We start from the raw sequence: 22,762 nt of genomic DNA on the forward strand, positions 1-22,762 counted from the left end.
GCAGCTCGTCATGCAGTACCCGGAATGCCTTGTGGCGGCCCAGCGGGCGCACAGCACGAGTAAGCGCCCCCATACGGCTCTTGGTCGCAGCACCCGGCCTGGACGGAGAGATCCCAGCCGAGGACCTGGCGCGGGCGCGCGGGCATGAGGTGGGAGAAACCCGCTGTGGCCGGGGCGGTCGGGGGGATACGAGGGGAACCGGACCAATGATCCGGTCGGAGCGGCCTACGATCACCTCTCATGGCCACAGTGATCTTGACCGTCGGGCTGGCGTTCATCGGCTACCTGGCGACCTATCTCAACGGACTGCGACTGGCGCAGAGGCAGGCCCGACTGACGCGGGTCAACATCCAGCTGAGCGACTTCTACGGCCCTCTGTTCGCGCTGATGGAAGCCAACAGCCGTGCCTACGACACCTTCTCTGAGAAGTACGCCCGCCCCGACGGCCGCGATCCCTTCCACCACGACATACCTCCCACCGAGCAGGAGCTCGCCCGGTGGCGCACATGGGCCACCACCATCTTCATCCCCAACATTCAGGCAATGCGCGACGTGGTGGTCACCAAGGCCGATCTCCTCATCGAGGAGGAGATGCCCGCGGCCCTGCTCCAGCTCTGTGCGCATGTCGCTGGATACGAGATCACCGCCGCGCAGTGGGCCGAGGGCAATTACGAAGAACACCTGTCACCCATATCGTTCCCTGGCCGGGAGCTGAGGGAATACACCCGCGACCGGTTCACCCACCTGAAGAGCGAGCAGGCGAGGCTACTGGGGCGCCGACGCGAGCGCTCAAACCGTCGACGCTGAAGCGGAGGGGCGGAGCCGTGCCACAGCCGTGCCACAGCCGTGCCACATCGGGCGGTCAATCACGGTCAACGGCGGTTCGCCGCAGCCGAGATGCGCCGCTGACCTGCTCGGCTCGTGTAGCTGGAGTGACCTGGACACCCTCGTGGCACGTCACAGCCGCCCTGACAGCCGCAGGTCACGGCCGCCATTGATCAGTTGTGGCAGAGCAGGTCGACGACGACGGCTTCGGCATGGAGGCTGTCGAGATAGTTGTTGGCCTGCTCCCAGTAGCCGTCGCTGTCCGCGTCCGTCCACACGCCGTCGAGGGTGACCAGGGCGAAGCCGGGCACAGCACACCGGACCGACCACTGTCGGGCCTCCTCGTGCTCCTGCGCGAAGTACGCGACCGGGTCATTGACCAGGAACGACGTGTCGAAGTGTGGGTCGCCCGAGACGGCCCGCTGCGCCACGTCTTGTACCAGCGGCTGGGCCAGGTGCTCTCGCTTGGCATCTGCCATGGAGTAGCCACCGGGATCGGACTCGTGGCGGGCGACGAACTCGGACAGCGGGCGGGCCGGAGGATGCAGCGCGGTAAGTTCCTCCCAAGCGGCGAGCCGGGCGTCATGCCTGTTCACCGCCCGCAGCCGCATGGCGTCGAAATCGAGCAGACCCCGAGGTCCGCCGTAGCACTGCAGCGGCGCGAGGGCATCGAGGCCGGCCTTCCTTCGGGGAACGGTCGAGGCAGTCACGAGCCTACGGTCGCCGTCGTGCGCGGGCAGGGTGAGGTAGGGGCTCTCCGTGTCGGAGTAGATGACCCACCAGTCCCAGTGGCCGACCGGATTCCAGTCGTCGGTGAGGTTGAGGTCATACGGCGCCATGACGGCCGCTATGGCACTCGGAAGCTTCCGTGGCGGGGTCGGCGGCAGGCACACCGTGACGAAGAACTTGGTCATGCGCGGGATCGTAGAGCCCAGGATCCGTCCGGGCTTCGCCCCACTGGCCTGGCGTGATCAGGAACGCGAGTGGGAGGCGACCGACCCCGGGAACGTTCGAGCCCCGCAGGGTCCGTGGCTTGCCTACGAGATTGCTTACTGACCTGGTCGATGGCATCACGCGCACCCGACAGAGCTTCGATGAATTCGGCGTACAGAACCTGTGGCTTCGCGCGTTCCCGCTCACGAGTGTCCCGTCGCCAACGCATGCGGTCGGCCGCCAAGGTGCTGCCGGCACCGATCACGGCGCCAAGTCCCGTACCAATCAGGGCGGTCCACTGCATCGTGCGAGAGTGCGGGCGACGCTCTGCGCTGCTGAAGGGCGCCTGCTCGACACGTGCCCGACACTGCCCCGCGGCCCTGACCTTTCGGTGCCGGGCACGGTGGTCGTCATCGAGCCCGGGCCGTTGGTTCCAGGGCGGGTTGCCGTGGCGGGTCCGGCTGCGGGGCCGTCAGTAGCGAGTGGGGCTGACCTGCAGCAGCGGGGAGACGATCGACGGGTTCCCGTCGACGGTGGCGCCGGCGAACTGGAGCACTCGCGCCAGCGTCCGGTTGTTCTCGGCGGGGAAGTTGAGGGTGGGCGCGGACACGTCGTCGAGCGCGGTGCGCTGGGCGTCGGTGAAGGTGATGTCGAGCGCGGCGAGGTTGGCCTCGAACTGGTCGAGACGGCGGGCGCCGAGGAGGGTGGAGGTGATCCCGGTCCGGCCCTGCACCCAGGCCAGCGCTGTCGCGGCGGAAGTGGCACCGATCTCGCGGGCTACGTCGTTGAGCGCATCGATGACGACGTAGTCGCTCCGGCTGGGTGCGCCGACCAGCTGCCCACGGCCGGTGTCCACGCGGGCGGTCGTGGCACTGGAGTACTTGCCGGACAGGAACCCGTTCTTCAGCGGGCTCCAGGCCATCACGCCCATGCCCATCGCCTCGGCCATGGGAAGCAGTTCACCCTCCGCGGTCCGCTCGAGCAGGGAGTGCTCCAGTTGCAGCGCGGTGATCGGGGCCCAGCCGCGGAACCGGGCGATGGTGGCGGCCTCGGCGGTGGCCCAGGCCGGCACGTCGGAGAAGCCGACGTAGCGGATCTTGCCGTCGCGGACCAGGTCGTCCAGGGTTCGCAGGGTTTCCTCGACGGGGGTGGTCGGGTCGAAGTTGTGCAGCCAGTAGATGTCGACGTAGTCGGTCTGCAGGCGGCGCAGCGAGTTCTCCAGCTGCTGCACGATCGCCTTGCGGCCGGGTCCGCCGCCGTTGGGGTCGTTCTCGTAGAGGTTGGCGAAGAACTTGGTGCCGATGACCACGCGGTCGCGCAGTTCGGGGCGGCGCGCGAAATAGTCTCCGATGATCTTCTCGGAGTGTCCGTTGGTGTAGATGTTGGCGGTGTCGATCGAGTTGCCGCCGCGCTCGAGGTAGGCCGTCAGGATGGCGCGCGACTCCTCCGGACTGGCACCCCAGCCGTGGTCCTCCCCGAACGTCATCGTGCCCAGGGTGAACGGGCTGACCCGCAGCCCCGAGCGGCCAAGGCTGACGTAGGAACGCAAAGTCGTACTCATGTCGTGCTCTCTTCTGGTGCGTGTCTCTTGTGGAGGGGCCGGTCAGGTGCGGCGGGCCGGGCATCCTGTGCGCCACGCCCGTCACTCTTGACCCTCTTGAGCCAAACCAAACGGTTCGGTTTGAACCGTACCCGGCACGGCAGTCCGGGTCAAACCAAACAGTTTGGTTCGCTACTCTGGGATCATGACCGACCCGAACCCCACAGACTCCACGCGCGCACGAATCGCCGCCGCGGCGAAGGCCGAGTTCTCCCAGTACGGGATCGCCGGGGCGCGGGTGGACCGCATCGCCAAGGAAGCCAGGACCAGCAAGGAACGCGTCTACGCGCACTTCCGCAGCAAGGGAGCGCTCTACACCTTCATCGCGAGCCGGGAACTGCTGGCGGTGGTCGAGGCCACCTCGATGGACCCCACCGACCTGCCCGAGTACGCCGGTCGGCTCTTCGACTACTTCAACGCCCACCCGGAGCACCATCGGCTGATCAGCTGGGGTCGCCTGGAACGCGAGACCTCCCTCGACGACCTGGAGGACTCCTATCAGGCGGCCATCGTCCACAAGGTCGAACAAATCCGCGAAGGGCAGCGGGGCGGGTACCTGGACCCGGCATGGGATCCGGTCGACGTCCTTGCCCTCGTCAACCAGATCGCCAATACCTGGGTCGCACAGCCGGAACTGGTCCGACTGGCCGCCGAGCAGGCCCTCGACACCGACACGGCAGCCCGCCGAGCGGCCGTCGTCAACGCAGTCCAACAGCTTTTCCCCGCCACTCCGGGCGCGAGGGACGACTCCTGAGCCGGCGCCCACCGGCGCCAGGGGGACCGTGCGCCAGGCGGCCAAGGAGTTGGACCGCGACGGTGGCTTGAGAGCTCGGACGGAGGCGGAGAGCGCAGCGGCACGAGGAGCCAGCCGCGCCTGGAACACAGGTGAACGCCCCTGTACACACCCCGGCCGCACGTCAACAGACTTGGAAAGTCTGCACTCCGCCCGAATCTCGTGCCGACCATGTCAACCCAAGTCACCGCCGAACCCGAAGAAGGGCCGCCGCGCAGCGACGCGGCGGCCCTTCTTCTGTCCCCTTCTACGCCGTCGGCGCGTCAGCGGACGATGACCACTATGGGGGTGTTGTTGAAGCCGAACCCGCCGAAGGGGAAGAACCCAGCGTTCCCGAACGAGTTGCCGAATCCGAAACCGCAGTTCGAGCCGAAGCCGCGGTTGAAGCCGCCACCGAACCGGCACCCGCCGTTGGCCAGGCTGCTGGGTGACAGCGACGCCACGCCGTCGGTGGTTGCTGCGGCTGAGGCCGGGCTCGCGACCGCTCCCACGATGACGCCGCCCGCGAGAAGGGCGGCGGCCAGGGTTCGCATGACCGGGATCCTGTGCATATTTCGGTCTCCTTTACCCCGAGGTATCCGCACCCCACCGGTTTCTCCCCTCACACCAGGTAACACCTGATCGGCGGAACGTACCACTCGAGCGCCCACGGCCCCGTGGTTCCACCAACACCACGACCGGGCCCAGCAGGCCTCAGCGACCGCCCCACCCCGCCCGCGGTTCGCATCGAGCGGCCGTGACCCGGAGGTCTACATCCGGACGACGGGCACGCCGCGTTCCACGGTGTAGGCGTGGGCGGCCGTCAGGACCGTGTGCTGGTCGGCGACGATCCCGGCGACCTGCTGGGCCTTCAGCACCTTCTGCTTGCAGGCGGGCACGGGCCCGCAGACGGCCAAAGCACGGCAACCAGTCATGGACATGCCGTTACGCTCCCCCCACGCGCGTGGGGGGAGCGGCCGAGGGGGCCGGAGAAGAAGTCCGCGCGCTGCCGAACGTCCCGCCCGAGCCCCATCCGGCGCGAGAGGATCCCCCGCCTTCCCATCTGTCAGTGCCTGCCACTAAGGTTTCGCCGCTGCCGTGCGGACGCCGTCCGTTCACCTCGGGGGAGGGGCCCGGCAGCGATTCATTCACTTGTGGGGGCACTTTGAACATGCGTACGCGTCGCAGATCCGCGGCGCTCACCACCGTCGCCGCGCTCGCGGCGGGGCTCGTCGCCACGCTTCCGGGGCAGGCCTCGGCCGCTTCCTCCGGCTGGCCCGCCACCGACGGGAAGCTGCTGTACACCGAGAGCGGACAGCTGGCCTTCGTCAACCCCGACGGGACCTCGCGGAACTCGTTCAGCCCGACCGGCAACCAGGGCGCCTGGTCCGCCGACGGCAGCCAGGTCACGTTCGTGAACCCGTACGACGACCACGTCCGCACGGCATGGGCCGACTCGGAGGACACCGGGATCGACATCGCCATGCCGGCGGGCAGCGGCTGGCATCCGCACGATCCGACGTTCTGGTACGGCGGCGGCGACATCGTCTTCGCGGCGGGCGGCCGACTGCGGCTGACCGCGGCCGACGGAACCCGCGCGCCCAAGACGCTGTTCGGCACCGACGTCGACGGCTGCGACTCCAAGCCCAGCGGCGCGGTCAACGGCATGCTGGCCTTCGTGCGCACCGGCACGAGCTGCACCACCACCGGCACGCCCGCCGTGTGGGTCTACAACGGCCGTACCGGGGCGTTCACCAAGCTGGCCACCGACGCGAACGATCCGAGCATCTCCCCGGACGGCACTGCGGTGGCCTTCACCCGCACGGTCGACGGGCACAAGCAGCTCTTCAGCGTCAAGGCCGACGGCACCGGGCTCACCCAGCTCACCACGGACGCGACCGACCACAACCGGCCCGCCTGGTCGCCCAAGGGCAACCGGATCGCGTACGACATCTACTTCACCGGCAGCCCGGACACCGGCCCCAGCGGCCCGCAGGTCTGGATCCACGACCTCGGCACGGGCACGGAGACGCAGGTCCCCCAGGGCAACGGCACCGACGTTGCCTGGCAGCCGCTGCGGGACAACGCGATCTCCCGCGTCTACGGCTCCGACACGTACGACACGAACATCGCCGCGTCCAAGTGGACCTGGAACACGGTCGGGACGAGCACGCCGGGCCTGACGAACGCCGGCGCGGCCGTGCTCATCAGCAAGTCCGACTCGGCGTACGCCACCACCGCGACGTCGCTGGCCGGCAAGAAGCGGGGGCCGGTGCTGATGACCTCCGGCACGGCTCTGGACTCCTCGGTGCAGACGGAGCTCAAGCGCATGCTGCCGAAGGGCAAGACCGTCTACCTGATCGGCGGCACCAAGGTCCTCAACAGCGCGGTGGCGTCCAAGGTGACCTCGCTCGGGTATGTGGCCAAGCGGCTGTCCGACGTCTCGCGCTACTCCACCTCGGTGGCCGTGGCCAAGGCCGTCACCAGCACACCGAAGTACGTCTTCCTGGCGACCGGCACCGACTACCACAACGCCCTCGCGGCGAGTTCCGCCGCCGGCGCCATGGGCAGTTCCGGTACCGCGACCGTCCTGCTGACCGACGGTACGACCATGACCCCGTCGGTCTACGGGTACCTCAACAAGTACAGCCCGAGCACGACGAAGGTCATCACGGTGGGGACCGACGCCGAGTCGGCGCTGGCCAAGGCCTACCAGGCCGGCAAGATGCCGAACTGGCCCAGCTCGTACCGCTATTACCGGGTCGCCGGCGCCACGCCGCAGTCGAACGCCATGCGACTCGCCGACTTCTGGTGGTCGCTGCCGTCGGACGCCGCGGTGGCCTCCGTGGGGAGCTGGCGCGGCGGCGTCTCCGCGACGTCGGCGATGACCACGTACGGTCCGCTGCTGTGGACCGACGTCACGTCGCTGTCGTACGACACCAAGCGGTACCTGATGCGGATGTCGTCGAGTGTGAACCACGTGGCCGTCTTCGGCGGCACGGGATCGGTCGACGCGTCCGTCGTTCCCAAGATCGGTGCGGCGATCGGCGTGGGTACCCACTACGACTACACGTCGTACTACAAGGGCGTGGCGCCGCAGACCACGGCTGCTCAGCCGCTGCCCAACAGCACCCTGTCCGCTCCGAGCCCGAACCTCGCGCCCCTGCAGGTGACGGCCACGAGGTAGGCGTCCCTACGCCCCGGCGGGCGCGTCCGGCGGTTCGCCGGGCGCGCCCGCGTTGTCTCTCGTACCGAGCGCAAGCGTCGTCGGACGTGCGAGCCGAGGCAGCCCGTCCGCGCCCTTGCCGACATGCCCGCTCGCCCCAAGGGCGGTGCTACTCGCGATGATCGTGTCCTTTCGGGCGGGAGGACGGCCAGGGATCGAGCGTCTCGTCCGAGGCGAGCCGGGCCAGCGCTTCCGTCAGGCGCTCGCAGGCCTCTTCGATCTCACGGAGGGTGCGGTTCCGCTCGGCGACGATCGCCGAGAGCAGCAGGGCCGTCAGTGACACGGTGCCGTTGAAGGCCTGCAGGATGACCATCTTGGCGAGGAGGTCGTGACCGACAAACGGGCCCGACCCGGCGGCACCCGCGTCGATCGCGATCACGGAGGCGATCAGCGCACAGGGCGCGGCGCCGGCCAGCCGGAAGCGGAAGGCCGCCCAGATCAGGAAGGGAACGACCAGAAAGAGAAGGCTGACCGAGCTGCGGGTGACCGCGACGGTGACCACTGCCGTGCCACCGAGCAGGACCAGCGCCTCGACCCAGCGCAGGACGGGTACGCCGCGAGGCCATCGGGTGGTGCGCGCGGCCAGCAGGAACGGCGCGATGACCAGGACCCCCATCGCGTCGCCCGTCCACCACACCGACCAGGTCGGCCAGAAATTCTGGGCTGTCAGCGCGCCGGAGGCCACCAGGACTCCGGTGCCGAGCGTGGCGCTGATCAGCATCCCGCCCAGGGCCCCGAGGAAGACGAGCGACAGCGCGTCCTGCAGCCGGTCGAGTTCGATGCGGAATCCCACCCGCCGCAGGAGGAGGTAGGCGCAGACCGGGGCGATCGTGTTGCCCGCCGCGATGGCGAGCACGGGGAGGATCGACGGCCCGAGCATCACGTTGACCAGGAACGCTCCGAGAGCGATGCCCGGCCACATGCGAAGGCCCCACAGCAGCAGGACGACGAGAGCGACACCGGTGGGCGGCCAGAGGGGCGTGACCTGCCCCCGTACCAGTTGCTGCTGCAGCCCGATCTTTGCACTGACGTAGTAGGCGGCCGCAACGGCAGCCAGCCGAAGGCCCTCGACGGCGTAGCGCCGGAGCCGCTCACTGCGCGCCACGTTGATCATCCCCGCCCGCGTCGGCGGTCACACCGGGCGAGGCACACCGCACCGGGGTCGCACATGCCGTGCATGCCCCTCATTCTTCGCTCTGCGGCTGCTCCTGTCGCCCTCTGCCACGCCACTCGTCCCGGAGCCCTCCGTAACGAAGGACAAGGACCGCGGCGTCGTCGCTGTGGCCGGTGAGGTCCGCCACCTTGATCACCTGCGCGGCCAGCTCGTCCGGGTCGGTGCGCAGGGCGCCGACGACCAGTTCGGCCACCCGCTTGAGACCTTCCTCGATCGGGTAGTCGGGGCCTTCCACCACACCATCGGTGAGCAGGACGAACGCGCCCACGTCGGTGAGCAGTCGGCGGGTCGACCGGTAGCGCTCGCCGGCGTGGATGCCCAGCGGCAGACCGCCGTCGGTCAGGACGATGTCGCAGCGGCCGGCCGCCGTGGCCCAGACGGCGGGGACATGCCCGGCGCGGGCGTCGACGAGCTCGCTCGTGACCGGGTCGAAGCGCAGGAACGAGCAGGTCACGAACAGCCCGTAGTCCATGGCGACGAGCAGGTCGTTGGTGCGCCGGAGCACCTCCGCCGGGTCCGTGGTGGCGGTGGCGATGGCGCGCAGACAGGTGCGCACCTGCCCCATGACAGCCGCGGCCTCGACATCGTGGCCCTGTACATCGCCGATCACGAATCCCACCGAGCCGTCCGGCATGAGGAAGCCGTCGTACCAGTCGCCTCCTATGTCCAGCCCGGCCCGCGCGGGTGCGTACCGTCCCGCCACCTGCAGGCGAGGCAGGACCGGCAGCTCGGCGCCGAGGACCTGGCGCTGGAGCGCGGCAGCGAGTTCCACCCGGGCCTGCTGGACCTTGATCCGATCCAGTATCCGGCCGGTGAGATCACCAAGCTCGTCCAGCAGCTCCGCGGCGCCACTGGACGAATCGTTGCGGCGACGAGGCATGGCATCACACTCCGGGGCCTATCGGAGTTGCGCCCTATGTCACGATTTCACCGTACCCCCCCGGTACCAGGTCCCCGGATATCGAGTCCCCCCGATGACCGCCGTTCTTCAGTGCGGCTTCCGCCGGCGATCGAGGAGAGCCTTCGCCGCTGATGGCACAGCGACCGCCAGGCCCACGTACATCAGCCCGCGGCCCCAGACCGAGGCGATGAGCTCCCGCGGATCCCCGGCAGGGTCAGCAGGCGCGGCTTGAGCGCGTGCCCGCGCGAGAGCGGCCCGATCACATCGAAGATCAGGACCAGCCAGCAGTACGAAGACGCCCGTCACGACGAGAACGCCCAGGAAACCCCGCTGTGGTCGATCTGGTCGTACGTGCAGCCGTCCAGGTCGGGGCGGTCGAGGTCTTCCAGACCGCAGCGCCCGTATGCGGCGTACCACCGAGCACACGGCAGGACGGCGATCGCCGGAACGCCGATCAGCAGGTTCACCAGCAGCGGAGCACGGAACCGGCGTATCACCGCCCCCACTTCGGTGGGGAGGGCGGGGGCAGGGGTACGCATCCGACCACCCCACCGGGACCGGGCGAACCGGGCTGTGGCGGAAGCCACTCCTCCAGTCCCAGGCACGTCACAGCGTGCGGCCTGAAACGTCCGGCGCCCTCCACCGTCAGCCGATGTCCTCCAGCCCCGTTGCCCGGCCTTCCTCGTCCCAGCGGACCTCCAGGACGCGCTCGACGGCGTCGCGATTGATCGGCCCGAACACGTGCGGGAACACGGTGCTCTCGGCGACCCCGGGCGGCGGAGCGGGAACGGCCGCCTCCCATTCACACTTCGCGGTGAGCCGGTCCTCGTCGAGGACGAGCGCCAGCAGTGGCCTGGGAGCGGTGCGGTAGAACGCGTTGACGATGGTGAGCGTCGTCTCCTCGTCGGGCGAACAGTGGACGAAACCGTCCTCCCGCAGGGAAGCGGGTGCGTACGGCTGGTCAGGGCCGGCGTTCCACTCACCGAGCGGCACGACGTGATAGATCATGCCCCGGTTATACAGCAGCGGAGTGGCCGAAGGGCCAAGAGCGACCTGGCCGTCGCGGCAGCTCCGGGCGGAGGGCTGCCCGAGGAGAAGCGCGCTCATCGGGCAGCCCTCCGCCCGGCCTTGCCGGGCCATGCGCCTCTGGCATCACCGCAGTTCAGGGAAGCCCGCCGCGCGGACCGCCGCCTCGGTCAGGGTCGTCGCGGTCCGTACGGCGCTGGTGACCGCCTCGTCCGGGTCGAGCCCGCACAGATCGGTGAGAGAGAACAGGGCCTCGGCGCTGACGACCACCGCGAGGTCCCGCTTGAGCTGGGCGAAGGCGTCCGGATCCGTAGCTCCCAGGGTGTCCTGGAGGGGGACGAGCGCGTGGTCGATGAGGCCGAAGCGGATACCGGGTCGCATGGTCACCGTCTCGGGGCGCGTGATGGTGGCGGCGATCATGGCGCGCACCGCGCCCTGGCGGGCGAGTATGCCGCGGAGCAGGAACTCGCAGGCGAAGGCGACGCGTTCGACAGGGTCACGGGAGTCCGCGACCGGTCGCAGCGCGTCGGCGGGCGCGGGCCAGACGCCGGCCAAGGCCTCGCTGATCAGTGACGGAAGGTCGGGGAAGTACCGGTAGGCGGTGGCTTCCGAGACCAGGGCCGCCCGGGCGATCGCGGGCATGGTCACCTCGACGCCCGTGCCGATGAGTTCGCGGGCGGCCTCGACGATCGCCGTGCGCGTGCGCTTCTTCTGGTTGCTGCGGCCGGTGTCCGTCTGTGTCGTCGCCATCGGTACGCCTGTCCTCGTCTCTGCCGGTCCGCCCGTCCCCCATCCACAAGCACTTTACCACTGCCGACCCTCATTATGAGAGTTCACTTGCATAACGAGAGCGACCTCCCTAAGCTCATGAGAGCGAACTCTCACGAAGGAGGGGGCAATGAACGAGGTTTCCCTGGTCGGCCCGGACGGCGGCGAGACCATCCGGCTGGGCCCGACCCAGATGCGCATCCTCGAGGACGGGAGCACCACCGGGCACCGGATCGGGATCGGCGAGATCACCCTCGCCCCGCACACCCAAGGCCCGCCACAGCACCGTCACGCCCAGCACGACGAAGGCTTCTACGTCGTCTCCGGCACCGTGCACTTCACCATCGGGGACACCACGCACGTCGCCCCCGCCGGCACGCTCGCGATGATCCCGCCCGGCGCCCCGCACACCTTCGCCAACCTCGGCGACGAGCCGGCGGTGATGCTCAACACCTTCACGCCCGACCTGTACGTGCAGTACTTCCGCGACCTGCGGGACATGATCGCCGGCGGCCAGGAGATGACCGCCGAGGCGACCGTCGAGGTGATGAGCCGTTACGCCACCGTTCCCGCCACCGACTTCGCCTGACCGCCCATCCCTCGCATCCCAACGCCCTTGAGGACACTCCATGACCAGCACCGTCCACACCCTCGCCCTCCCCTCCGGCGACCTCGACGTCACCGTCGACGACCAGGGACAGGGCCACCCCTTCCTCCTGCTGCACGGCGGCGGCGGTCCGCAGACCGTGGCACCGTTCGCCGGGCTGCTCGCCGCACGGCGGCCGGCCCGGGTCATCACCCCGGTCCACCCCGGCTTCGGCGGCACCGCCCGGCCCGGCTGGCTGACCGACGTCGCCGCCCTCGCCCGGGCCTACGTACGACTGCTCGACGAACTCGGCCTCACGGACGTCACCGTCGTCGGCAATTCCATCGGCGGCTGGATCGCCGCCGAAATCGCCCTGCTCGGCAGCGACCGGATCAGCGGCGTCGTCCTCGTCAACGCCGCCGGCATCAAGGTCGCCGGCCACCCCGTCGCCGACCCCTTCTCCCTCACCCCCGCCGAGCTGTCGCGGCTCGCCTTCCACGACCCCGCGAAGTTCGCCGTCGACCCCGCCACCCTCCCGGAAGCCGCCCGCGCGGTGATGGCCGCCAACCGCGCCGCCCTCCAGGTCTATTCGGGGCCGTACGTCATGGAGGACCCCACCCTCCACGAGCGCCTGGCCAAGGTCACCCACCCGGCCCTGGTCGCATGGGGAGAGAGCGACGAGGTCGTCGACGCCGAGTACGGGCGCGCGTACGCGGATGCCATCCCCGAGGCCCGGTTCGAGCTGCTCCACGACACCGGCCACATGCCGCAGATCGAGACCCCCGAGCAACTCCTCGCCGTGGTCTGGGACTTCGCCGACTCCCACGCCACGAACCGGCCCTGAGGGGAGGCGTCCTGTGCCCCGACCCCGTGGCGGACGGCAGACGTCGGTCCTGGCCGTCTGCTGTCTGAGCGTCCTGCTCGTCAGCCTCGACACCACCGTCCTCAACGTCGCCCTGCCCGCCGTCCGGCAGGACCTCAACTCCTCGGTCTCCGGCCTGCAGTGGACGCTGGACGCGTACACCGTCGTGCTGGCCTCGCTGCTGACCCTGGCCGGCTCCACGGCCGACCGCGTCGGGCGGCGGCGGGTCTTCCGGCTCGGCCTGGTGCTGTTCACCGGCGCTTCGGCGCTGTGCAGTCTGGCGCCGACCACGGGGTGGCTGGTGGTCTTCCGCATGGCGCAGGCGGTGGGCGGCTCCATGCTCACCCCGGTCGCCATGGCCATCCTCGCCAACACCTTCCCGGAGCCACGGGAGCGGGCCCGGGCGATCGGTGTGTGGGGTGGCGTGGTCGGCGTCAGCATGGCGGCCGGGCCGGTCCTCGGCGGCGTGCTGGTGCAGTCGGTCGGGTGGCGGTCGGTGTTCTGGCTGAACGTGCCGATCGGGCTGGCCGCGCTGGTCCTCACCGCGCTGTGCGTTCCCGAGTCCCGCGCGGCCCGGGCCCGCCGCCCGGACCCGGTGGGGCAGTCGCTGGTGATCGTCCTGCTCGGCGCGCTGACGTACGCCGTCATCGAGGCCCCCGGCAAGGGCTGGACCTCACCGCTGATCGTGGTCTGCCTGATCGCCGCGGCGGGCGCGCTGGCCGGGCTCGTACCGTACGAGAGCCGGCGCCCCGAACCGCTGATCGACCCGCGGCTCTTCCGCGGCGCGTCCTTCAGCGGGGCCACCCTGACGGCCCTCTTCGCGTTCGCGGCGCTCGCCGGCTTCCTGTTCGCAAACGCCCTTTACCTGCAAGGGGAGTTGGAGATGAGCCCGCTGGAGGCCGGACTGCGCCTGCTGCCGATGGCGGTGCTGTCGCTGGTGTGCCCGCCGCTGTCCGGGCGGATGGTGGGCAGCCGCGGCCCGCGGGTGCCGCTGCTGATCGCCGGGGCCGGCATCACCGCCAGCGGCGTGCTGGCCGTTCTCGTCACCCGCTCCGCCCACCCCTCGTACGTCCTGCTCGCCCTGACGTACGCGCTGTTCGGTCTCGGCTTCGGCTTCGTCAACGCGCCGATCACCGACACGGCGGTGGCCGGCCTGCCGCGCGACCGGGCGGGGGTGGCCGCCGCGGTCGCCGCGACCAGCAGGCAGGTCGGCTCCGCGATCGGCGTCGCGGTGATCGGAGCCGTGGTCGCGGCCGGGGCGAGGGCGGCGGCCTGGTGGATCATCGCCGGGTGCGGCCTTGCCGTCCTCGCCCTGAGCACCGTGACCGCCGCGCGGCGGACCGCCCCCGAGACCGCCGCCACCGCCGGACGCGTCACCGAGGGGCGGTCACACCTCACCGTGGACGCGAGCTGAATCACCGCGCGCGGATGGCGTAGGCGGGAGGTGTCCGTAGCGCCTGGCGGGTGGGCAGTTCGATGGTGAGGAAGGCCGTGACGGTGACCGTGAGGGCGAGGGCGGACAGGAGCCAGACGGGGCCCGCGGGCCAGGGGCGGCCGAGGAAGCCCTGGCCGAGCAGGGCGAGAGGCGGCGCGGACAGCAGCAGGGCCGTGGTGAGCGCGGTGGCGGCGGTCACCGCGGCCTCGCGTCGCATCATCGCGCGGATCTGACGTGGTGTGGTGCCGTCGAGGCGCAGGGCCGCCAACTCGACCCGGCGCCGGGCGGTGGCGGCGACGAGCTTGTTGGCGATGCTGAGCAGCAGGCAGACGAGCCCGTACGGCAAGCGGTACGCCACCGCCGGGGTGACCGACAGCCGCCCGATCCTTGGATCCGTTCACCTACGCGCAGGGGATTCGTGCAGGAGCATCACACAGGCTGCACACGGTCTTGCGAAAGACTCGTTAGGTTGCTGGCCATTCGATTCCACGTGCGAACGTGATCAGGTCGCGGCCCGGCGCGGGCGACGGCACGTCAACTCAGGAAGACCGCAGATGGACTACTGCTCCTCGTGTCGTCGGCATCTCAATGGCGCCCTGGTGTGTCCCGGGTGCGGTGCGTACGCTCCGGACATCGCTCCGGCCACAGCCGACGGTCGCACTGTCCCCGCCCGGGCCGCGGAGGCGAGGACGGACGCGTCGGGCGCGTGGGAATTCACGACCTCCGAGGCGTGGCACGACGGCCGTCCTCGTAACAGGACAACAGGTCTTCGTGCCGGGTCGACGGCGATCGGGGCCGGCACGGACGAGGCCGCACAGGCCGGCCCGTCCGGCGATCTCAAGGACGTACCGCCGGCGCCGCAAGGTCGGGCGGCACGGCGTCGCCAGCGGGCCCGCTGGAAGAAGAACCAGCGCCGGGCCGTGGTCGCGACCGCCGTCGCACTCGTCGGAGGCGGTCTGACCGTTGCCGCGATGGACCGGCAGTCCGCCGACCGGGCACAGGCGGCCGCGGCGCCCGAGCTCCCGAGCACGAGCGCCGCGGAGGAACCGACCTCGCAGCACACCCGCCCGGCGGAGACACTGTCCGGCACGCACCGGTCCTCATCCACTCCCCCCTCGCAGTCGCCCGCGACCACCCTCCCGCGCGAGCAGTCCACCGCCACCCTGCCCACCGCTCCGCCGAGCGCTCGGCCGGCCGCCACCGCCACTCCTCATCCGGCCCGTACGACGGCGACGTCGGCCCCGCGGCAGCCGGCCGCCTCCCCGTCCTCCGGCGGAACGCTCCCGGACCACACCGGTACGGCGGCGCAGCAGACGTCCGCGCCCACCGCCGCCGGCACGGACTCGGGAACGCCGCAGGCCGCCCCCTCGCCGGCGGCGACTTCGCCTTCGGAGATCTGCCTGCTCGTGGTGTGCATCGGCTGACCGGCCGAGCCAGGCCTGCCCTCCCCCTCGCGCTCGACTCTGCGGACCGTGCGCGGCCGCCCTAGGCTTGAAGAACCGGTTCGGGGACGCGGGAGCCGGGGCCCCGGACCGGAGCGGGGGCGGGGGCGGGGCACCCCAGGAGGACGCGATGTTGCGGCACACCAGACTGGCCGGGGAAACGGCGGACTACCTCGCCGCACGCGAAGAGCTGCGCCTGGCCGAGATCAAGCTCATGCGCCGACGCGAGCAGGTCGCGGCCCTGCGACGGGCGCTCCCTCAGGGGTCGCCCGTCGACGACTACGCCTTCGTCGAGGGCCCCGCCGACCTCGACGCCGGCGACGCGCCGGTCAGCGAGGTCACCCTCAGCGGGCTGTTCACCGCCCCGGACCGCCCGCTGATCTGACGCCCTGCGACGGCCGCCGCTCAAGTGGCTATTACCACTGGCCACTATAAGGTGAGTGGTCAGTGCGCGAGCCCGTACGCTGACGAGGGTGACGCGCTTGATCGTGGCAGCCGGGGGCGGCGGCGACGCCGTCGCCGCCTCAATGCTCTACGCGGCCCTCTACGCAAACCGCGGCGGTCCGGCACTCGTCCTCACCTACGCGTGGGACCGCCAGCTGATCGATCCGGTGCCGGGGCCACGAGGGCCGGACAACTTCACCGGTCTCCGGCCCCTCACGCGCAGCGTGTGGACCGTCCCCGCCGAGGCGAAGCCGATCGCTCCGGCGGGCTCGACGCTCCCGCGCCTGGCGGGCGAGCTGCCGCACACCTTCGCCCTGCTCGATCCGCTGCACGGCGCCGAGGGCATCACGCGCCAACTGGAAGAGCTCATCCAGCTCCTGGACCCCGAGTCCATCGACCTCCTGGACGTCGGCGGCGACATCCTCGCCAGGGGTGACGAGCCCACCCTCCGCAGCCCTCTCGCCGACGCCCTCACGCTGGCCGCGTGCTGCCAAGTCAACGCACCTGTGCGGCTCTTGGTCGCCGGTCCCGGGCTGGACGGCGAACTCCCGGCCGAGGAGCTGCGCGACCGCATGGGCCCGGCGGTCCTGACACTCACGGCCGAGCATGTCGAACCGGTCGGCCCGGTACTGGAATGGCACCCGTCCGAGGCGGCGGCCATGCTGGCGGCCACGGCCCGGGGAGTCCGCGGCCTCTGCGAAGTCAGGGACGTCGGCCTGCCGGTGCCGCTCACCGACGAAGGCCCCACCGTCCACGAAGCGGACCTGGACGACGCCGTCAATCGCAACGAGCTCGCCCGCGCCCTCCTCGAGACGGAGAGCCTTGAGGAGGCCGAACAGGCCAGCCGCGAGGTCTGCGGTTACTCGGAGATCGACTACGAGCGGAACAAGGCCGGCCGGCTCGGGAGCCTGCCGGAACAGCGGCTCGACCCGGTCAGCACGCTCCGTCGGCTCGACCGGTTCGAGGCCGAGGCCCGCGCCCGAGGCATCACCCACATGACGTTCCGCAGGATCACCGAGGCGCTCCGCCTCGGCGACGAGCAGCGCCAGGACCTCAGGACGCTCCTGCTGAGCAGCCGTCCGGAGCAGTACGCGGCGCCGCTGTGGTGGATCGCGTCCGACAGTCGTGGCAGCGCCTGACGGCCCGCGGGTCCCCCGCAACTTCCCATGCCGAGCACATGAGTTCGGCGGCCCGCGGACACGGCCGGCGGGGCCGTCCGTCAAAGCACCTGCGGCACCATCCCGGTCGGAATCGTCCGCGGACGGCCCCTACTTGATCTGACCGGCCGCCCACTCGGCCCACTCGCGGCGCATGGCGTTGAACCGCAGGCCGTACTCCAGGGCGATCCGGCCGTAGACCGAGAGGTCGTCGTCGTCCCAGTCGACCGACTCCGTCAGCCGGCGCAGGTGCTCATAACCCTGGTCGGACATCTCGATCAGCTCGGCCAGGTAGCCCCGCGCCTGCTCCGGTGTCAGCACCCCGAGGAAGAACACCCGCAGCAGAACATCGCTGCGGGTGGTGCGCTGCGGCCTGGTTTCGGTCAGCCAGTGCCGCAGCTCGCCCAGCCCCTCGTCGGTGATGGCGTACTCCTTGCGACCCCGCGGGCCTTCGGCCGCGACCGTGATCAGCCCGGTACCCGCCAGCTTGGTCAGCTCGGTGTAGATCTGGCTCTGGGTCGCCGGCCAGACGTTGGCCAGCGACGTCTCGAACAGTTTCAGCAGGTCATACCCGCTCGCGGGGCGATCGGAGAGGAGACCCAGCAGTGCGTGTCGGAGGCTCATGTTCGCACTCTACATTCCACTCTTGACATGTCACTACTGCACATTCTAGTTTCGACATGTCAGGAGCGGAACCACGAGCGAGACGCCGAAAACGGAGACCTCATGTCCTACCTGCGCACCTTCCTCCCGTGGATCGTCTTCGCCGTGCTGCCCTCGGGGAACTGGCAGTGGGCCGCGCTGGCCGCTCTCGTGGTCGCGGTGGCGGTGATCGCCCAGCAGGTGCGGTCCGGCACCGGATTCGACGCGCTGATCATCGAGCTCGGCTCGGCGGTCTTCTTCGCCGCCCTGGCCGTCATCGCCTTCGCCGATCCGCACTCGGGCGTGCACGGCTACTCCGCGGCCCTCTCCTCCGGCACCCTGGCGGTCATCGCCGGAGGCTCGCTGGCCATCGGCAAGCCGTTCACGCTGGGCATCGCCAAGCGCACCACCCCGCGGGAGGTCTGGGGGCTCAAGCCGTTCATCCGGACCAACGTCGTCATCACCTCCGCCTGGACGGTGGCCTTTGCCCTGACCGCCCTCGTGCTCGCCGCCTTCGCACACGCCGGAGACGCCCACTCGACCGCCGCCACGCTCATCCAGATCGCCGGCTTCGCCGTCCCGATGATCTTCACCGTCCGCTACGTCGCCCACGTCCAGGCCAAGGCGGCGCAGGTCACTCGCTGACCCCGCCGCACGTCGAGAGCCACGGGTGATGCCGGGCGAGCCGCGGAACCGGCCTTTACGGGACGCCGAGTTCGAAGAGGGCGTAGCCCGCGTACGAGCCCGAGGCAACCGCGGCGATGGCGAACAGCGTGAACTGCGTGGGCAGTCGCAGGCCGCGCATCTGCAGGGCGAGCGGGATGAAGAGGGGGAATGCGGGGAGCAGGTAGCGGGAGATGTTGCCGAAGATCTGCCGGCTGCCGAGGACCAGGGCGATGGTCAGGAGGGTGTGGATCACCAGGACGGCCGGGGGGCGCAGGCGGATCAGGAGGGGGAGCAGCAGCAGGCACAGGAGGACGACGGCTACGCCGATGAGGTCTTCGAAGGGGAACGCGAAGAGGTAGTCGAAGTGGCCCACCGGGACGGAGGTGAGGACGTCGAGGGTGTGACTGCCGTAGTCGAAGGTGTGCGCCCAGGCCCCGGTCTGCAGCTTGAAGTAGCCGCCGTAGTCGCCCATTCGGTGGCCCACCCAGAGCAGATATCCGGCCAGACCGAGCGGGGCGATCACTATCGCGGTCAGCGGGCGGACCATGCCGTCCCGGCGGCGGTGGCGGTGGAGTGCATGCAGCGCGGCCACCGTCAGGGCGGCTGTCAGCGCAACGGCGGTGGGGCGATTGAGGCCGGCGGTGAAGGTGAGGACCCCCGCGGTGAGCCAGCGGTGGGTCATGACGGCGTGGCAGGCCCAGACGGCGAGGGCGACGTAGAGGGACTCCGAGTAGACCGACCACTCCATGCCGGAGCCGGGCCAGACCGCCCACAGTCCGGCCGCGGCCAGCCCGGCCCGACTGCCGCCGAACCGGGCGGTGACGGCGTAGATGCCGAGCGCGGCGACGAAGGAGGCGACGACGGAGACCAGCATGCCGGCGCCGTACAGACCGAGGCCGGTGCACTCGGAGACCAGGCGCATCGCCGCCGGGTAGAGCGGGAAGAACGCCGCCGAGTTGCCTTCGAGGGTGATCAGGCCCTTCGCTCCGGGAACCGGGACGAGCGCGGGGTGGTACCCGTGCGCGGCGATCTGCTGGTACCACCAGCCGTCCCACGTGGCCAGTACGTCCCAGGGGTGGGAGCCACCGCCGAAACGCGGGTGCTTGGTGCGGTAGTCCCCGGCGGAGTGCAGCAGGTACATGAAGACGGAGAAGCCGATGAGCTTCAGTGCCCCGTACATCGCGAGGACGGGGCCGTAGTGCCGCACGGCCCGGCGCAGCCGCTCCTCCCTGGTGGGGGTTGAGGCGGAGAACTCGGGAGAGCCGACGTCCGGACGAGCCGCCGACTTCGCTCGACTCGTCGCGGCGTGGCTCATCGTCGCTCGCTTCATCGCAGCGTGGCTCATCGTCGTGTGATTCGGCGTCGTGTGGTTCGGCGTCCTGTGGTTCGGCGTCGTGTGGTTCATGAGGCCGTCGGGCCCGTCCCGCGACGACGGGTGCGGCGGGCGGGGAAGACCCACGCCCGGAAGAGCAGAAAGCGCAGGAGCGTCGCGGCCAGGTTGGCGGCGACGAGCACGGCGACTTCGGTGGGGCGCGCGGCCCCGGGCGCCACGTGGTGCAGGGCGGCGAGCGCCCCGCTGGTGAGTGCCAGGCCGATCACGAAGACGAGCAGGCCCTTGGCCTGGTGGCGCATCGCACCGCCACGGCCGCGCAGCCCGAAGGTGAGCCGCCGGTTCGCGGCCGTGTTGGCGACGGCGCAGACCAGCAGCGCCAGCGCGTTGGCGGCCTGCGGCCCCACCGCCGGGCGCGATGCCGCGTACAGCAGCACGTATCCGACGGTGCTCACCGCTCCTACGGCGGCGAAGCGCAGCAGCTGGCCGGCCAGGCCGCCCCGCGACGCGCCGCCGGCGCTCCGGCGCAGCCCGGCCATCGGGAGCGTGCCGCGGGCCAGTGCCCGGCCGATCCGGGCGATGCCGCGCAGGTCGGCGAGCACCGTGGACAGGATGTCGACCCGGCTGTCGGGGTCGTCCACCCAGTCGACCGGGACTTCGTGTATGCGCAGCCCGGCCCGCTCGGCGATCACCAGCAGCTCGGTGTCGAAGAACCACCCCGAGTCCTCCACCAGGGGCAGCAGCCGCTCGGCGACATCGCGCCGCACCGCCTTGAAACCGCACTGCGCGTCGGAGAAGCCCACGCCGAGCGTGGAGCGCAACAGGGCGTTGTAACAGCGGGAGATGACCTCTCGCTTGGGGCCGCGCACCACCCGGGAGCCGCGGGCCAGGCGGGTGCCGATGGCGATGTCGGAGTGGCCTGATATCAGCGGCGCGACCAGCGGCAGCAGCGCCGAAAGGTCGGTCGACAGGTCCACGTCCACATACGCGAGTACCGGGGCCGGCGAACGCGACCAGGCGGTGTGCAGCGCCCGGCCCCGTCCCTTCTCGGTAAGCCGCAGCCACTCCGTCTCGGGGAGCTCGGCGGCCAGCCGGGCCGCGATCCGCGGAGTTTCGTCGGTGCTGGCGTTGTCGGCGACGGTGATCCGGAACGGGTAGGGGAAGGTCTCGCACAGGTGCGCGTGGAGCCGCCGCACGCTCGGCTCCAGATCCGTTTCCTCGTTGAACACCGGAACGACCACGTCCAGGACGGGCTCCCGGTGGTGCGCAGGCACCGGTGTGCGGAGCGGCAGTTGGTCCATGAAGTCGTCCACCACAAAGTCCGTCAAGGCGATCAGCCCTGCATTCGTCACGATGCGTCCATGTCTGTGTGCTGTCGCAGGGCATGCCGAAGTCACCCACGGCAGGGTGCGACCAGGGGGCAGCTGTCAGGTGTCAGGGGTTACGAGTTGCGGGTCGCCGGTCGGGGACGCGGCGCCGCTCCCGCTACCCGGGGGCGGCGGAGTCGGCGAGCGACGACGACTCGACGGTCGAGGGTGTGGTCGACGGCGTGGCCGGTGCGCTCGGCGTCCCCGAGGACGAGGGCGGCGGCGTGTTGGTCGCGGTCAGGGTCGGGTCCGGGGACACCGTGACCGAACTCCCGGTCGCGGTCGGTGTCGTGGGCGGGCCGGAGGTCGGGTCGCCGGTCCCGGCAGTGGCCGTGGGGGATGAGGTGGAGGTCTCGCTCGGCGACGCGTCCGGCGTCGGCGTCGTACTCGGGTACGACGGGCTCGTCGCGGGCCGTGGCAGGGGAGCCTGGGGCCTGTCCTTGGCGGGGTCGTGGGGCAGCAGGAAAAAGCCGACGCCGAGTCCGGCGACCGCCAGGACGGAGCCGACGGCCTTCTGCGCCGCGCGGGCACGGCGGCGGGCCCGCACGCCTGCCCGGAGACGTGTCTGGTGCTTCGGCTCGAAGGGGGTGTGTTCCTGGGTGTCGCGCATCAACCGCGCCAACTCCCGCTCGAAGTGATCCATGGACTCCCCTTCACCCCACCGGCTCGATGACATCGGCCAGGATCCGACGCAGCCGCGCCACGCCCCGTGACGCATGGGATCGAGCGGTGCCCACCGGGCACCCCAGCGCCTCCGCGACCTGCTTCTCGGGCAGGTCCTGGTAGTAGCGCAGCACGACCGCGGCCCGCTGCCGGGCCGGCAACTGGGCCAGCGCGGCCTCCAGCCGCGAGCGCTCCACCACGGCGGCGGACACGTCGCCCGCCTCCGGCAGGTCGGGGAGTTGTTCGACCGGGCGCTCACCCCACCAGCGCCGCCGGGCCGAGCGAGCCGCCGCTCGGGCCAGGACCTTGCGTACGTAAGCCTCCGGTGCCTCCTCGGCGATCTTGGGCCAGACGAACCAGAGTTTGACCAGGGCCTCCTGGAGCAGGTCCTCGGCCCGGTGCCGGTCGCCGCCGGCGAGCAGCCGCGCGAGGTGGAACAAGGCGGACCAACGGGCCGCCACGAACCCGTCGAACCCATTGGCCCGTTCCTGCTCCATCCGCACCGTCCCCGTTCTCGCCGGCTCCCTGCACCGGCTCCCTACACAAGGGGAAAGACACTGGAGGCCCCTTCACGATGCACTCCGCTCCTGTGATCCGGGTCACGCACGGGCCCGGCCAAGGGCTGTCACCGGCTCATCGTTCCGACCGGTCGAGTTCCTCGCCGAGTTCCTCGTCGAGGACGAGAGCCGCGGTGATCAGCGCCGGCCGTCAGCGGGTCGGCGAGGACGTACGGCGATGCCACGGCCCCTCCGCGGGCCGGCTCAGCGGTAGTCGGGGTTCGGTGCGTCGAGGCGGCAGCCCGCATCCCCCTGGGAGCGCGGTACGGGTCGTCGGTGGCGGCACCCGCGGAATCTGCGGACGGGGATGCGGACGGCGACGCCGCCTCGGCGGGCCCCCTCGAAGCGGCGGACAGTACGGGACAATTCTTACGGCCCCATGACGT

The 22,762-nt window shown here is 70.7% G+C and carries 24 protein-coding genes and 1 pseudogene; 10 read left to right on the forward strand and 15 right to left on the reverse strand.

Annotation, left to right across the window (positions count from 1 at the left end; all coding sequences use genetic code 11):
• The first annotated feature begins 240 nt into the window (after positions 1 to 240).
• Positions 241 to 807 carry a hypothetical protein gene (locus ACZ4RZ_RS32860; protein WP_467750175.1) on the forward strand — a complete coding sequence of 189 codons (567 nt, stop codon included), beginning with the start codon at positions 241 to 243 and terminating at the stop codon, positions 805 to 807.
• A 191-nt stretch (positions 808 to 998) separates the two neighbouring features.
• Here the strand turns inward: ACZ4RZ_RS32860 and ACZ4RZ_RS32865 are convergent, their stop codons facing one another.
• On the reverse strand, positions 999 to 1,739 hold the full coding sequence (locus ACZ4RZ_RS32865; RefSeq protein WP_467750177.1) for a hypothetical protein: 741 nt from the start codon (positions 1,737 to 1,739) through the stop codon (positions 999 to 1,001).
• Between the two features lie 491 nt (positions 1,740 to 2,230).
• Positions 2,231 to 3,319, reverse strand: coding sequence for an aldo/keto reductase (locus ACZ4RZ_RS32870; protein ID WP_467750178.1), 1,089 nt, complete (start codon positions 3,317 to 3,319; stop codon positions 2,231 to 2,233).
• Positions 3,320 to 3,503: 184 nt separating this feature from the next.
• On the opposite strand from ACZ4RZ_RS32870, the gene ACZ4RZ_RS32875 reads away from it, so the two are divergent.
• Complete coding sequence (locus ACZ4RZ_RS32875; RefSeq protein ID WP_467750179.1) at positions 3,504 to 4,112, forward strand: TetR/AcrR family transcriptional regulator; 609 nt, start codon at positions 3,504 to 3,506, stop codon at positions 4,110 to 4,112.
• Positions 4,113 to 4,414: 302 nt separating this feature from the next.
• On the opposite strand, the gene ACZ4RZ_RS32880 is transcribed toward ACZ4RZ_RS32875, so the two are convergent.
• Both ACZ4RZ_RS32880 and ACZ4RZ_RS32885 read right to left on the reverse strand, forming a co-directional pair.
• On the reverse strand, positions 4,415 to 4,702 hold the full coding sequence (locus ACZ4RZ_RS32880; RefSeq protein WP_467750181.1) for a hypothetical protein: 288 nt from the start codon (positions 4,700 to 4,702) through the stop codon (positions 4,415 to 4,417).
• A gap of 198 nt (positions 4,703 to 4,900) precedes the next feature.
• Positions 4,901 to 5,071, reverse strand: a complete 171-nt coding sequence (locus ACZ4RZ_RS32885) for a hypothetical protein (protein WP_467750182.1) — start codon at positions 5,069 to 5,071, stop codon at positions 4,901 to 4,903.
• Between the two features lie 230 nt (positions 5,072 to 5,301).
• On the opposite strand from ACZ4RZ_RS32885, the gene ACZ4RZ_RS32890 reads away from it, so the two are divergent.
• Positions 5,302 to 7,317: a cell wall-binding repeat-containing protein gene (locus tag ACZ4RZ_RS32890; RefSeq protein WP_467750183.1), complete on the forward strand. Its 2,016-nt coding sequence runs from the start codon at positions 5,302 to 5,304 to the stop codon at positions 7,315 to 7,317.
• Positions 7,318 to 7,465: 148 nt separating this feature from the next.
• On the opposite strand, the gene ACZ4RZ_RS32895 is transcribed toward ACZ4RZ_RS32890, so the two are convergent.
• The 5 genes from ACZ4RZ_RS32895 to ACZ4RZ_RS32915 all read right to left on the reverse strand — a co-directional run bounded on the left by ACZ4RZ_RS32895 (position 7,466) and on the right by ACZ4RZ_RS32915 (position 11,207).
• Positions 7,466 to 8,470 carry an MASE1 domain-containing protein gene (locus ACZ4RZ_RS32895; RefSeq protein ID WP_467750185.1) on the reverse strand — a complete coding sequence of 335 codons (1,005 nt, stop codon included), beginning with the start codon at positions 8,468 to 8,470 and terminating at the stop codon, positions 7,466 to 7,468.
• A 70-nt stretch (positions 8,471 to 8,540) separates the two neighbouring features.
• Positions 8,541 to 9,410, reverse strand: coding sequence for a PP2C family protein-serine/threonine phosphatase (locus ACZ4RZ_RS32900; RefSeq protein WP_467750186.1), 870 nt, complete (start codon positions 9,408 to 9,410; stop codon positions 8,541 to 8,543).
• A gap of 323 nt (positions 9,411 to 9,733) precedes the next feature.
• Positions 9,734 to 9,970, reverse strand: a complete 237-nt coding sequence (locus ACZ4RZ_RS32905) for a hypothetical protein (protein WP_467750187.1) — start codon at positions 9,968 to 9,970, stop codon at positions 9,734 to 9,736.
• 106 nt (positions 9,971 to 10,076) lie between these two features.
• Complete coding sequence (locus ACZ4RZ_RS32910) at positions 10,077 to 10,439, reverse strand: DUF952 domain-containing protein (RefSeq protein ID WP_467750449.1); 363 nt, start codon at positions 10,437 to 10,439, stop codon at positions 10,077 to 10,079.
• 144 nt (positions 10,440 to 10,583) lie between these two features.
• Positions 10,584 to 11,207 carry a TetR/AcrR family transcriptional regulator gene (locus ACZ4RZ_RS32915; RefSeq protein ID WP_467750189.1) on the reverse strand — a complete coding sequence of 208 codons (624 nt, stop codon included), beginning with the start codon at positions 11,205 to 11,207 and terminating at the stop codon, positions 10,584 to 10,586.
• A 148-nt stretch (positions 11,208 to 11,355) separates the two neighbouring features.
• Here ACZ4RZ_RS32915 and ACZ4RZ_RS32920 point away from each other — a divergent pair, with 148 nt between their 5' ends.
• The 3 genes from ACZ4RZ_RS32920 to ACZ4RZ_RS32930 are packed head-to-tail and all read left to right on the forward strand — an operon-like array spanning position 11,356 to position 14,087.
• Positions 11,356 to 11,814, forward strand: a complete 459-nt coding sequence (locus ACZ4RZ_RS32920) for a cupin domain-containing protein (protein ID WP_467750190.1) — start codon at positions 11,356 to 11,358, stop codon at positions 11,812 to 11,814.
• 40 nt (positions 11,815 to 11,854) lie between these two features.
• Positions 11,855 to 12,655, forward strand: a complete 801-nt coding sequence (locus ACZ4RZ_RS32925) for an alpha/beta fold hydrolase (protein ID WP_467750192.1) — start codon at positions 11,855 to 11,857, stop codon at positions 12,653 to 12,655.
• A 13-nt stretch (positions 12,656 to 12,668) separates the two neighbouring features.
• Positions 12,669 to 14,087, forward strand: coding sequence for a DHA2 family efflux MFS transporter permease subunit (locus tag ACZ4RZ_RS32930; RefSeq protein WP_467750193.1), 1,419 nt, complete (start codon positions 12,669 to 12,671; stop codon positions 14,085 to 14,087).
• Between the two features lies 1 nt (position 14,088).
• On the opposite strand, the pseudogene ACZ4RZ_RS32935 reads toward ACZ4RZ_RS32930, so the two are convergent.
• A pseudogene (locus tag ACZ4RZ_RS32935) lies at positions 14,089 to 14,442 on the reverse strand (FtsX-like permease family protein); the annotation flags it as partial.
• A gap of 220 nt (positions 14,443 to 14,662) precedes the next feature.
• On the opposite strand from ACZ4RZ_RS32935, the gene ACZ4RZ_RS32940 reads away from it, so the two are divergent.
• The 3 genes from ACZ4RZ_RS32940 (at position 14,663) to ACZ4RZ_RS32950 (ending at position 17,133) form a co-directional block, all read left to right on the forward strand.
• Positions 14,663 to 15,532: an SCO2400 family protein gene (locus ACZ4RZ_RS32940; protein ID WP_467750195.1), complete on the forward strand. Its 870-nt coding sequence runs from the start codon at positions 14,663 to 14,665 to the stop codon at positions 15,530 to 15,532.
• Positions 15,533 to 15,680: 148 nt separating this feature from the next.
• Positions 15,681 to 15,935 (forward strand): DUF899 family protein, encoded by a 255-nt coding sequence (locus ACZ4RZ_RS32945; protein WP_467750197.1) that lies wholly within the window; start codon positions 15,681 to 15,683, stop codon positions 15,933 to 15,935.
• 88 nt (positions 15,936 to 16,023) lie between these two features.
• Positions 16,024 to 17,133, forward strand: a complete 1,110-nt coding sequence (locus tag ACZ4RZ_RS32950; protein ID WP_467750199.1) for a DUF1152 domain-containing protein — start codon at positions 16,024 to 16,026, stop codon at positions 17,131 to 17,133.
• Between the two features lie 129 nt (positions 17,134 to 17,262).
• On the opposite strand, the gene ACZ4RZ_RS32955 is transcribed toward ACZ4RZ_RS32950, so the two are convergent.
• Entirely contained in the window at positions 17,263 to 17,775 is a 513-nt protein-coding gene (locus ACZ4RZ_RS32955; RefSeq protein ID WP_467750201.1) for a PadR family transcriptional regulator, read from the reverse strand.
• A gap of 102 nt (positions 17,776 to 17,877) precedes the next feature.
• On the opposite strand from ACZ4RZ_RS32955, the gene ACZ4RZ_RS32960 reads away from it, so the two are divergent.
• On the forward strand, positions 17,878 to 18,438 hold the full coding sequence (locus ACZ4RZ_RS32960; RefSeq protein WP_467750202.1) for a hypothetical protein: 561 nt from the start codon (positions 17,878 to 17,880) through the stop codon (positions 18,436 to 18,438).
• 55 nt (positions 18,439 to 18,493) lie between these two features.
• Here ACZ4RZ_RS32960 and ACZ4RZ_RS32965 read toward each other — a convergent pair whose 3' ends face one another.
• From ACZ4RZ_RS32965 to ACZ4RZ_RS32980, 4 genes are all read right to left on the reverse strand, one after another.
• Positions 18,494 to 19,639, reverse strand: a complete 1,146-nt coding sequence (locus ACZ4RZ_RS32965) for a hypothetical protein (protein ID WP_467750451.1) — start codon at positions 19,637 to 19,639, stop codon at positions 18,494 to 18,496.
• A gap of 221 nt (positions 19,640 to 19,860) precedes the next feature.
• Positions 19,861 to 21,090, reverse strand: coding sequence for a bifunctional glycosyltransferase family 2/GtrA family protein (locus tag ACZ4RZ_RS32970; protein WP_467750453.1), 1,230 nt, complete (start codon positions 21,088 to 21,090; stop codon positions 19,861 to 19,863).
• A 184-nt stretch (positions 21,091 to 21,274) separates the two neighbouring features.
• Positions 21,275 to 21,799 carry a hypothetical protein gene (locus ACZ4RZ_RS32975; RefSeq protein ID WP_467750204.1) on the reverse strand — a complete coding sequence of 175 codons (525 nt, stop codon included), beginning with the start codon at positions 21,797 to 21,799 and terminating at the stop codon, positions 21,275 to 21,277.
• A 10-nt stretch (positions 21,800 to 21,809) separates the two neighbouring features.
• Complete coding sequence (locus ACZ4RZ_RS32980) at positions 21,810 to 22,316, reverse strand: SigE family RNA polymerase sigma factor (RefSeq protein WP_467750205.1); 507 nt, start codon at positions 22,314 to 22,316, stop codon at positions 21,810 to 21,812.
• Between the last annotated feature and the right edge of the window lie 446 nt (positions 22,317 to 22,762).

Source organism: Streptomyces sp. NPDC027189, from assembly GCF_055566975.1.

What these genes read in the sequence shown, in the direction of transcription:
- ACZ4RZ_RS32860 (WP_467750175.1), top strand. Translation starts at nt 241, where the DNA reads ATGGCCACAGTGATCTTGACCGTCGGGCTGGCGTTCATCGGCTACCTG.
- ACZ4RZ_RS32865 (WP_467750177.1), bottom strand. Translation starts at nt 1,739, where the DNA reads ATGACCAAGTTCTTCGTCACGGTGTGCCTGCCGCCGACCCCGCCACGG.
- ACZ4RZ_RS32870 (WP_467750178.1), bottom strand. Translation starts at nt 3,319, where the DNA reads ATGAGTACGACTTTGCGTTCCTACGTCAGCCTTGGCCGCTCGGGGCTG.
- ACZ4RZ_RS32875 (WP_467750179.1), top strand. Translation starts at nt 3,504, where the DNA reads ATGACCGACCCGAACCCCACAGACTCCACGCGCGCACGAATCGCCGCC.
- ACZ4RZ_RS32880 (WP_467750181.1), bottom strand. Translation starts at nt 4,702, where the DNA reads ATGCACAGGATCCCGGTCATGCGAACCCTGGCCGCCGCCCTTCTCGCG.
- ACZ4RZ_RS32885 (WP_467750182.1), bottom strand. Translation starts at nt 5,071, where the DNA reads ATGTCCATGACTGGTTGCCGTGCTTTGGCCGTCTGCGGGCCCGTGCCC.
- ACZ4RZ_RS32890 (WP_467750183.1), top strand. Translation starts at nt 5,302, where the DNA reads ATGCGTACGCGTCGCAGATCCGCGGCGCTCACCACCGTCGCCGCGCTC.
- ACZ4RZ_RS32895 (WP_467750185.1), bottom strand. Translation starts at nt 8,470, where the DNA reads ATGATCAACGTGGCGCGCAGTGAGCGGCTCCGGCGCTACGCCGTCGAG.
- ACZ4RZ_RS32900 (WP_467750186.1), bottom strand. Translation starts at nt 9,410, where the DNA reads ATGCCTCGTCGCCGCAACGATTCGTCCAGTGGCGCCGCGGAGCTGCTG.
- ACZ4RZ_RS32905 (WP_467750187.1), bottom strand. Translation starts at nt 9,970, where the DNA reads ATGCGTACCCCTGCCCCCGCCCTCCCCACCGAAGTGGGGGCGGTGATA.
- ACZ4RZ_RS32910 (WP_467750449.1), bottom strand. Translation starts at nt 10,439, where the DNA reads ATGATCTATCACGTCGTGCCGCTCGGTGAGTGGAACGCCGGCCCTGAC.
- ACZ4RZ_RS32915 (WP_467750189.1), bottom strand. Translation starts at nt 11,207, where the DNA reads ATGGCGACGACACAGACGGACACCGGCCGCAGCAACCAGAAGAAGCGC.
- ACZ4RZ_RS32920 (WP_467750190.1), top strand. Translation starts at nt 11,356, where the DNA reads ATGAACGAGGTTTCCCTGGTCGGCCCGGACGGCGGCGAGACCATCCGG.
- ACZ4RZ_RS32925 (WP_467750192.1), top strand. Translation starts at nt 11,855, where the DNA reads ATGACCAGCACCGTCCACACCCTCGCCCTCCCCTCCGGCGACCTCGAC.
- ACZ4RZ_RS32940 (WP_467750195.1), top strand. Translation starts at nt 14,663, where the DNA reads ATGGACTACTGCTCCTCGTGTCGTCGGCATCTCAATGGCGCCCTGGTG.
- ACZ4RZ_RS32945 (WP_467750197.1), top strand. Translation starts at nt 15,681, where the DNA reads ATGTTGCGGCACACCAGACTGGCCGGGGAAACGGCGGACTACCTCGCC.
- ACZ4RZ_RS32955 (WP_467750201.1), bottom strand. Translation starts at nt 17,775, where the DNA reads ATGAGCCTCCGACACGCACTGCTGGGTCTCCTCTCCGATCGCCCCGCG.
- ACZ4RZ_RS32960 (WP_467750202.1), top strand. Translation starts at nt 17,878, where the DNA reads ATGTCCTACCTGCGCACCTTCCTCCCGTGGATCGTCTTCGCCGTGCTG.
- ACZ4RZ_RS32965 (WP_467750451.1), bottom strand. Translation starts at nt 19,639, where the DNA reads ATGTACGGGGCACTGAAGCTCATCGGCTTCTCCGTCTTCATGTACCTG.
- ACZ4RZ_RS32970 (WP_467750453.1), bottom strand. Translation starts at nt 21,090, where the DNA reads ATGGACCAACTGCCGCTCCGCACACCGGTGCCTGCGCACCACCGGGAG.
- ACZ4RZ_RS32975 (WP_467750204.1), bottom strand. Translation starts at nt 21,799, where the DNA reads ATGGATCACTTCGAGCGGGAGTTGGCGCGGTTGATGCGCGACACCCAG.
- ACZ4RZ_RS32980 (WP_467750205.1), bottom strand. Translation starts at nt 22,316, where the DNA reads ATGGAGCAGGAACGGGCCAATGGGTTCGACGGGTTCGTGGCGGCCCGT.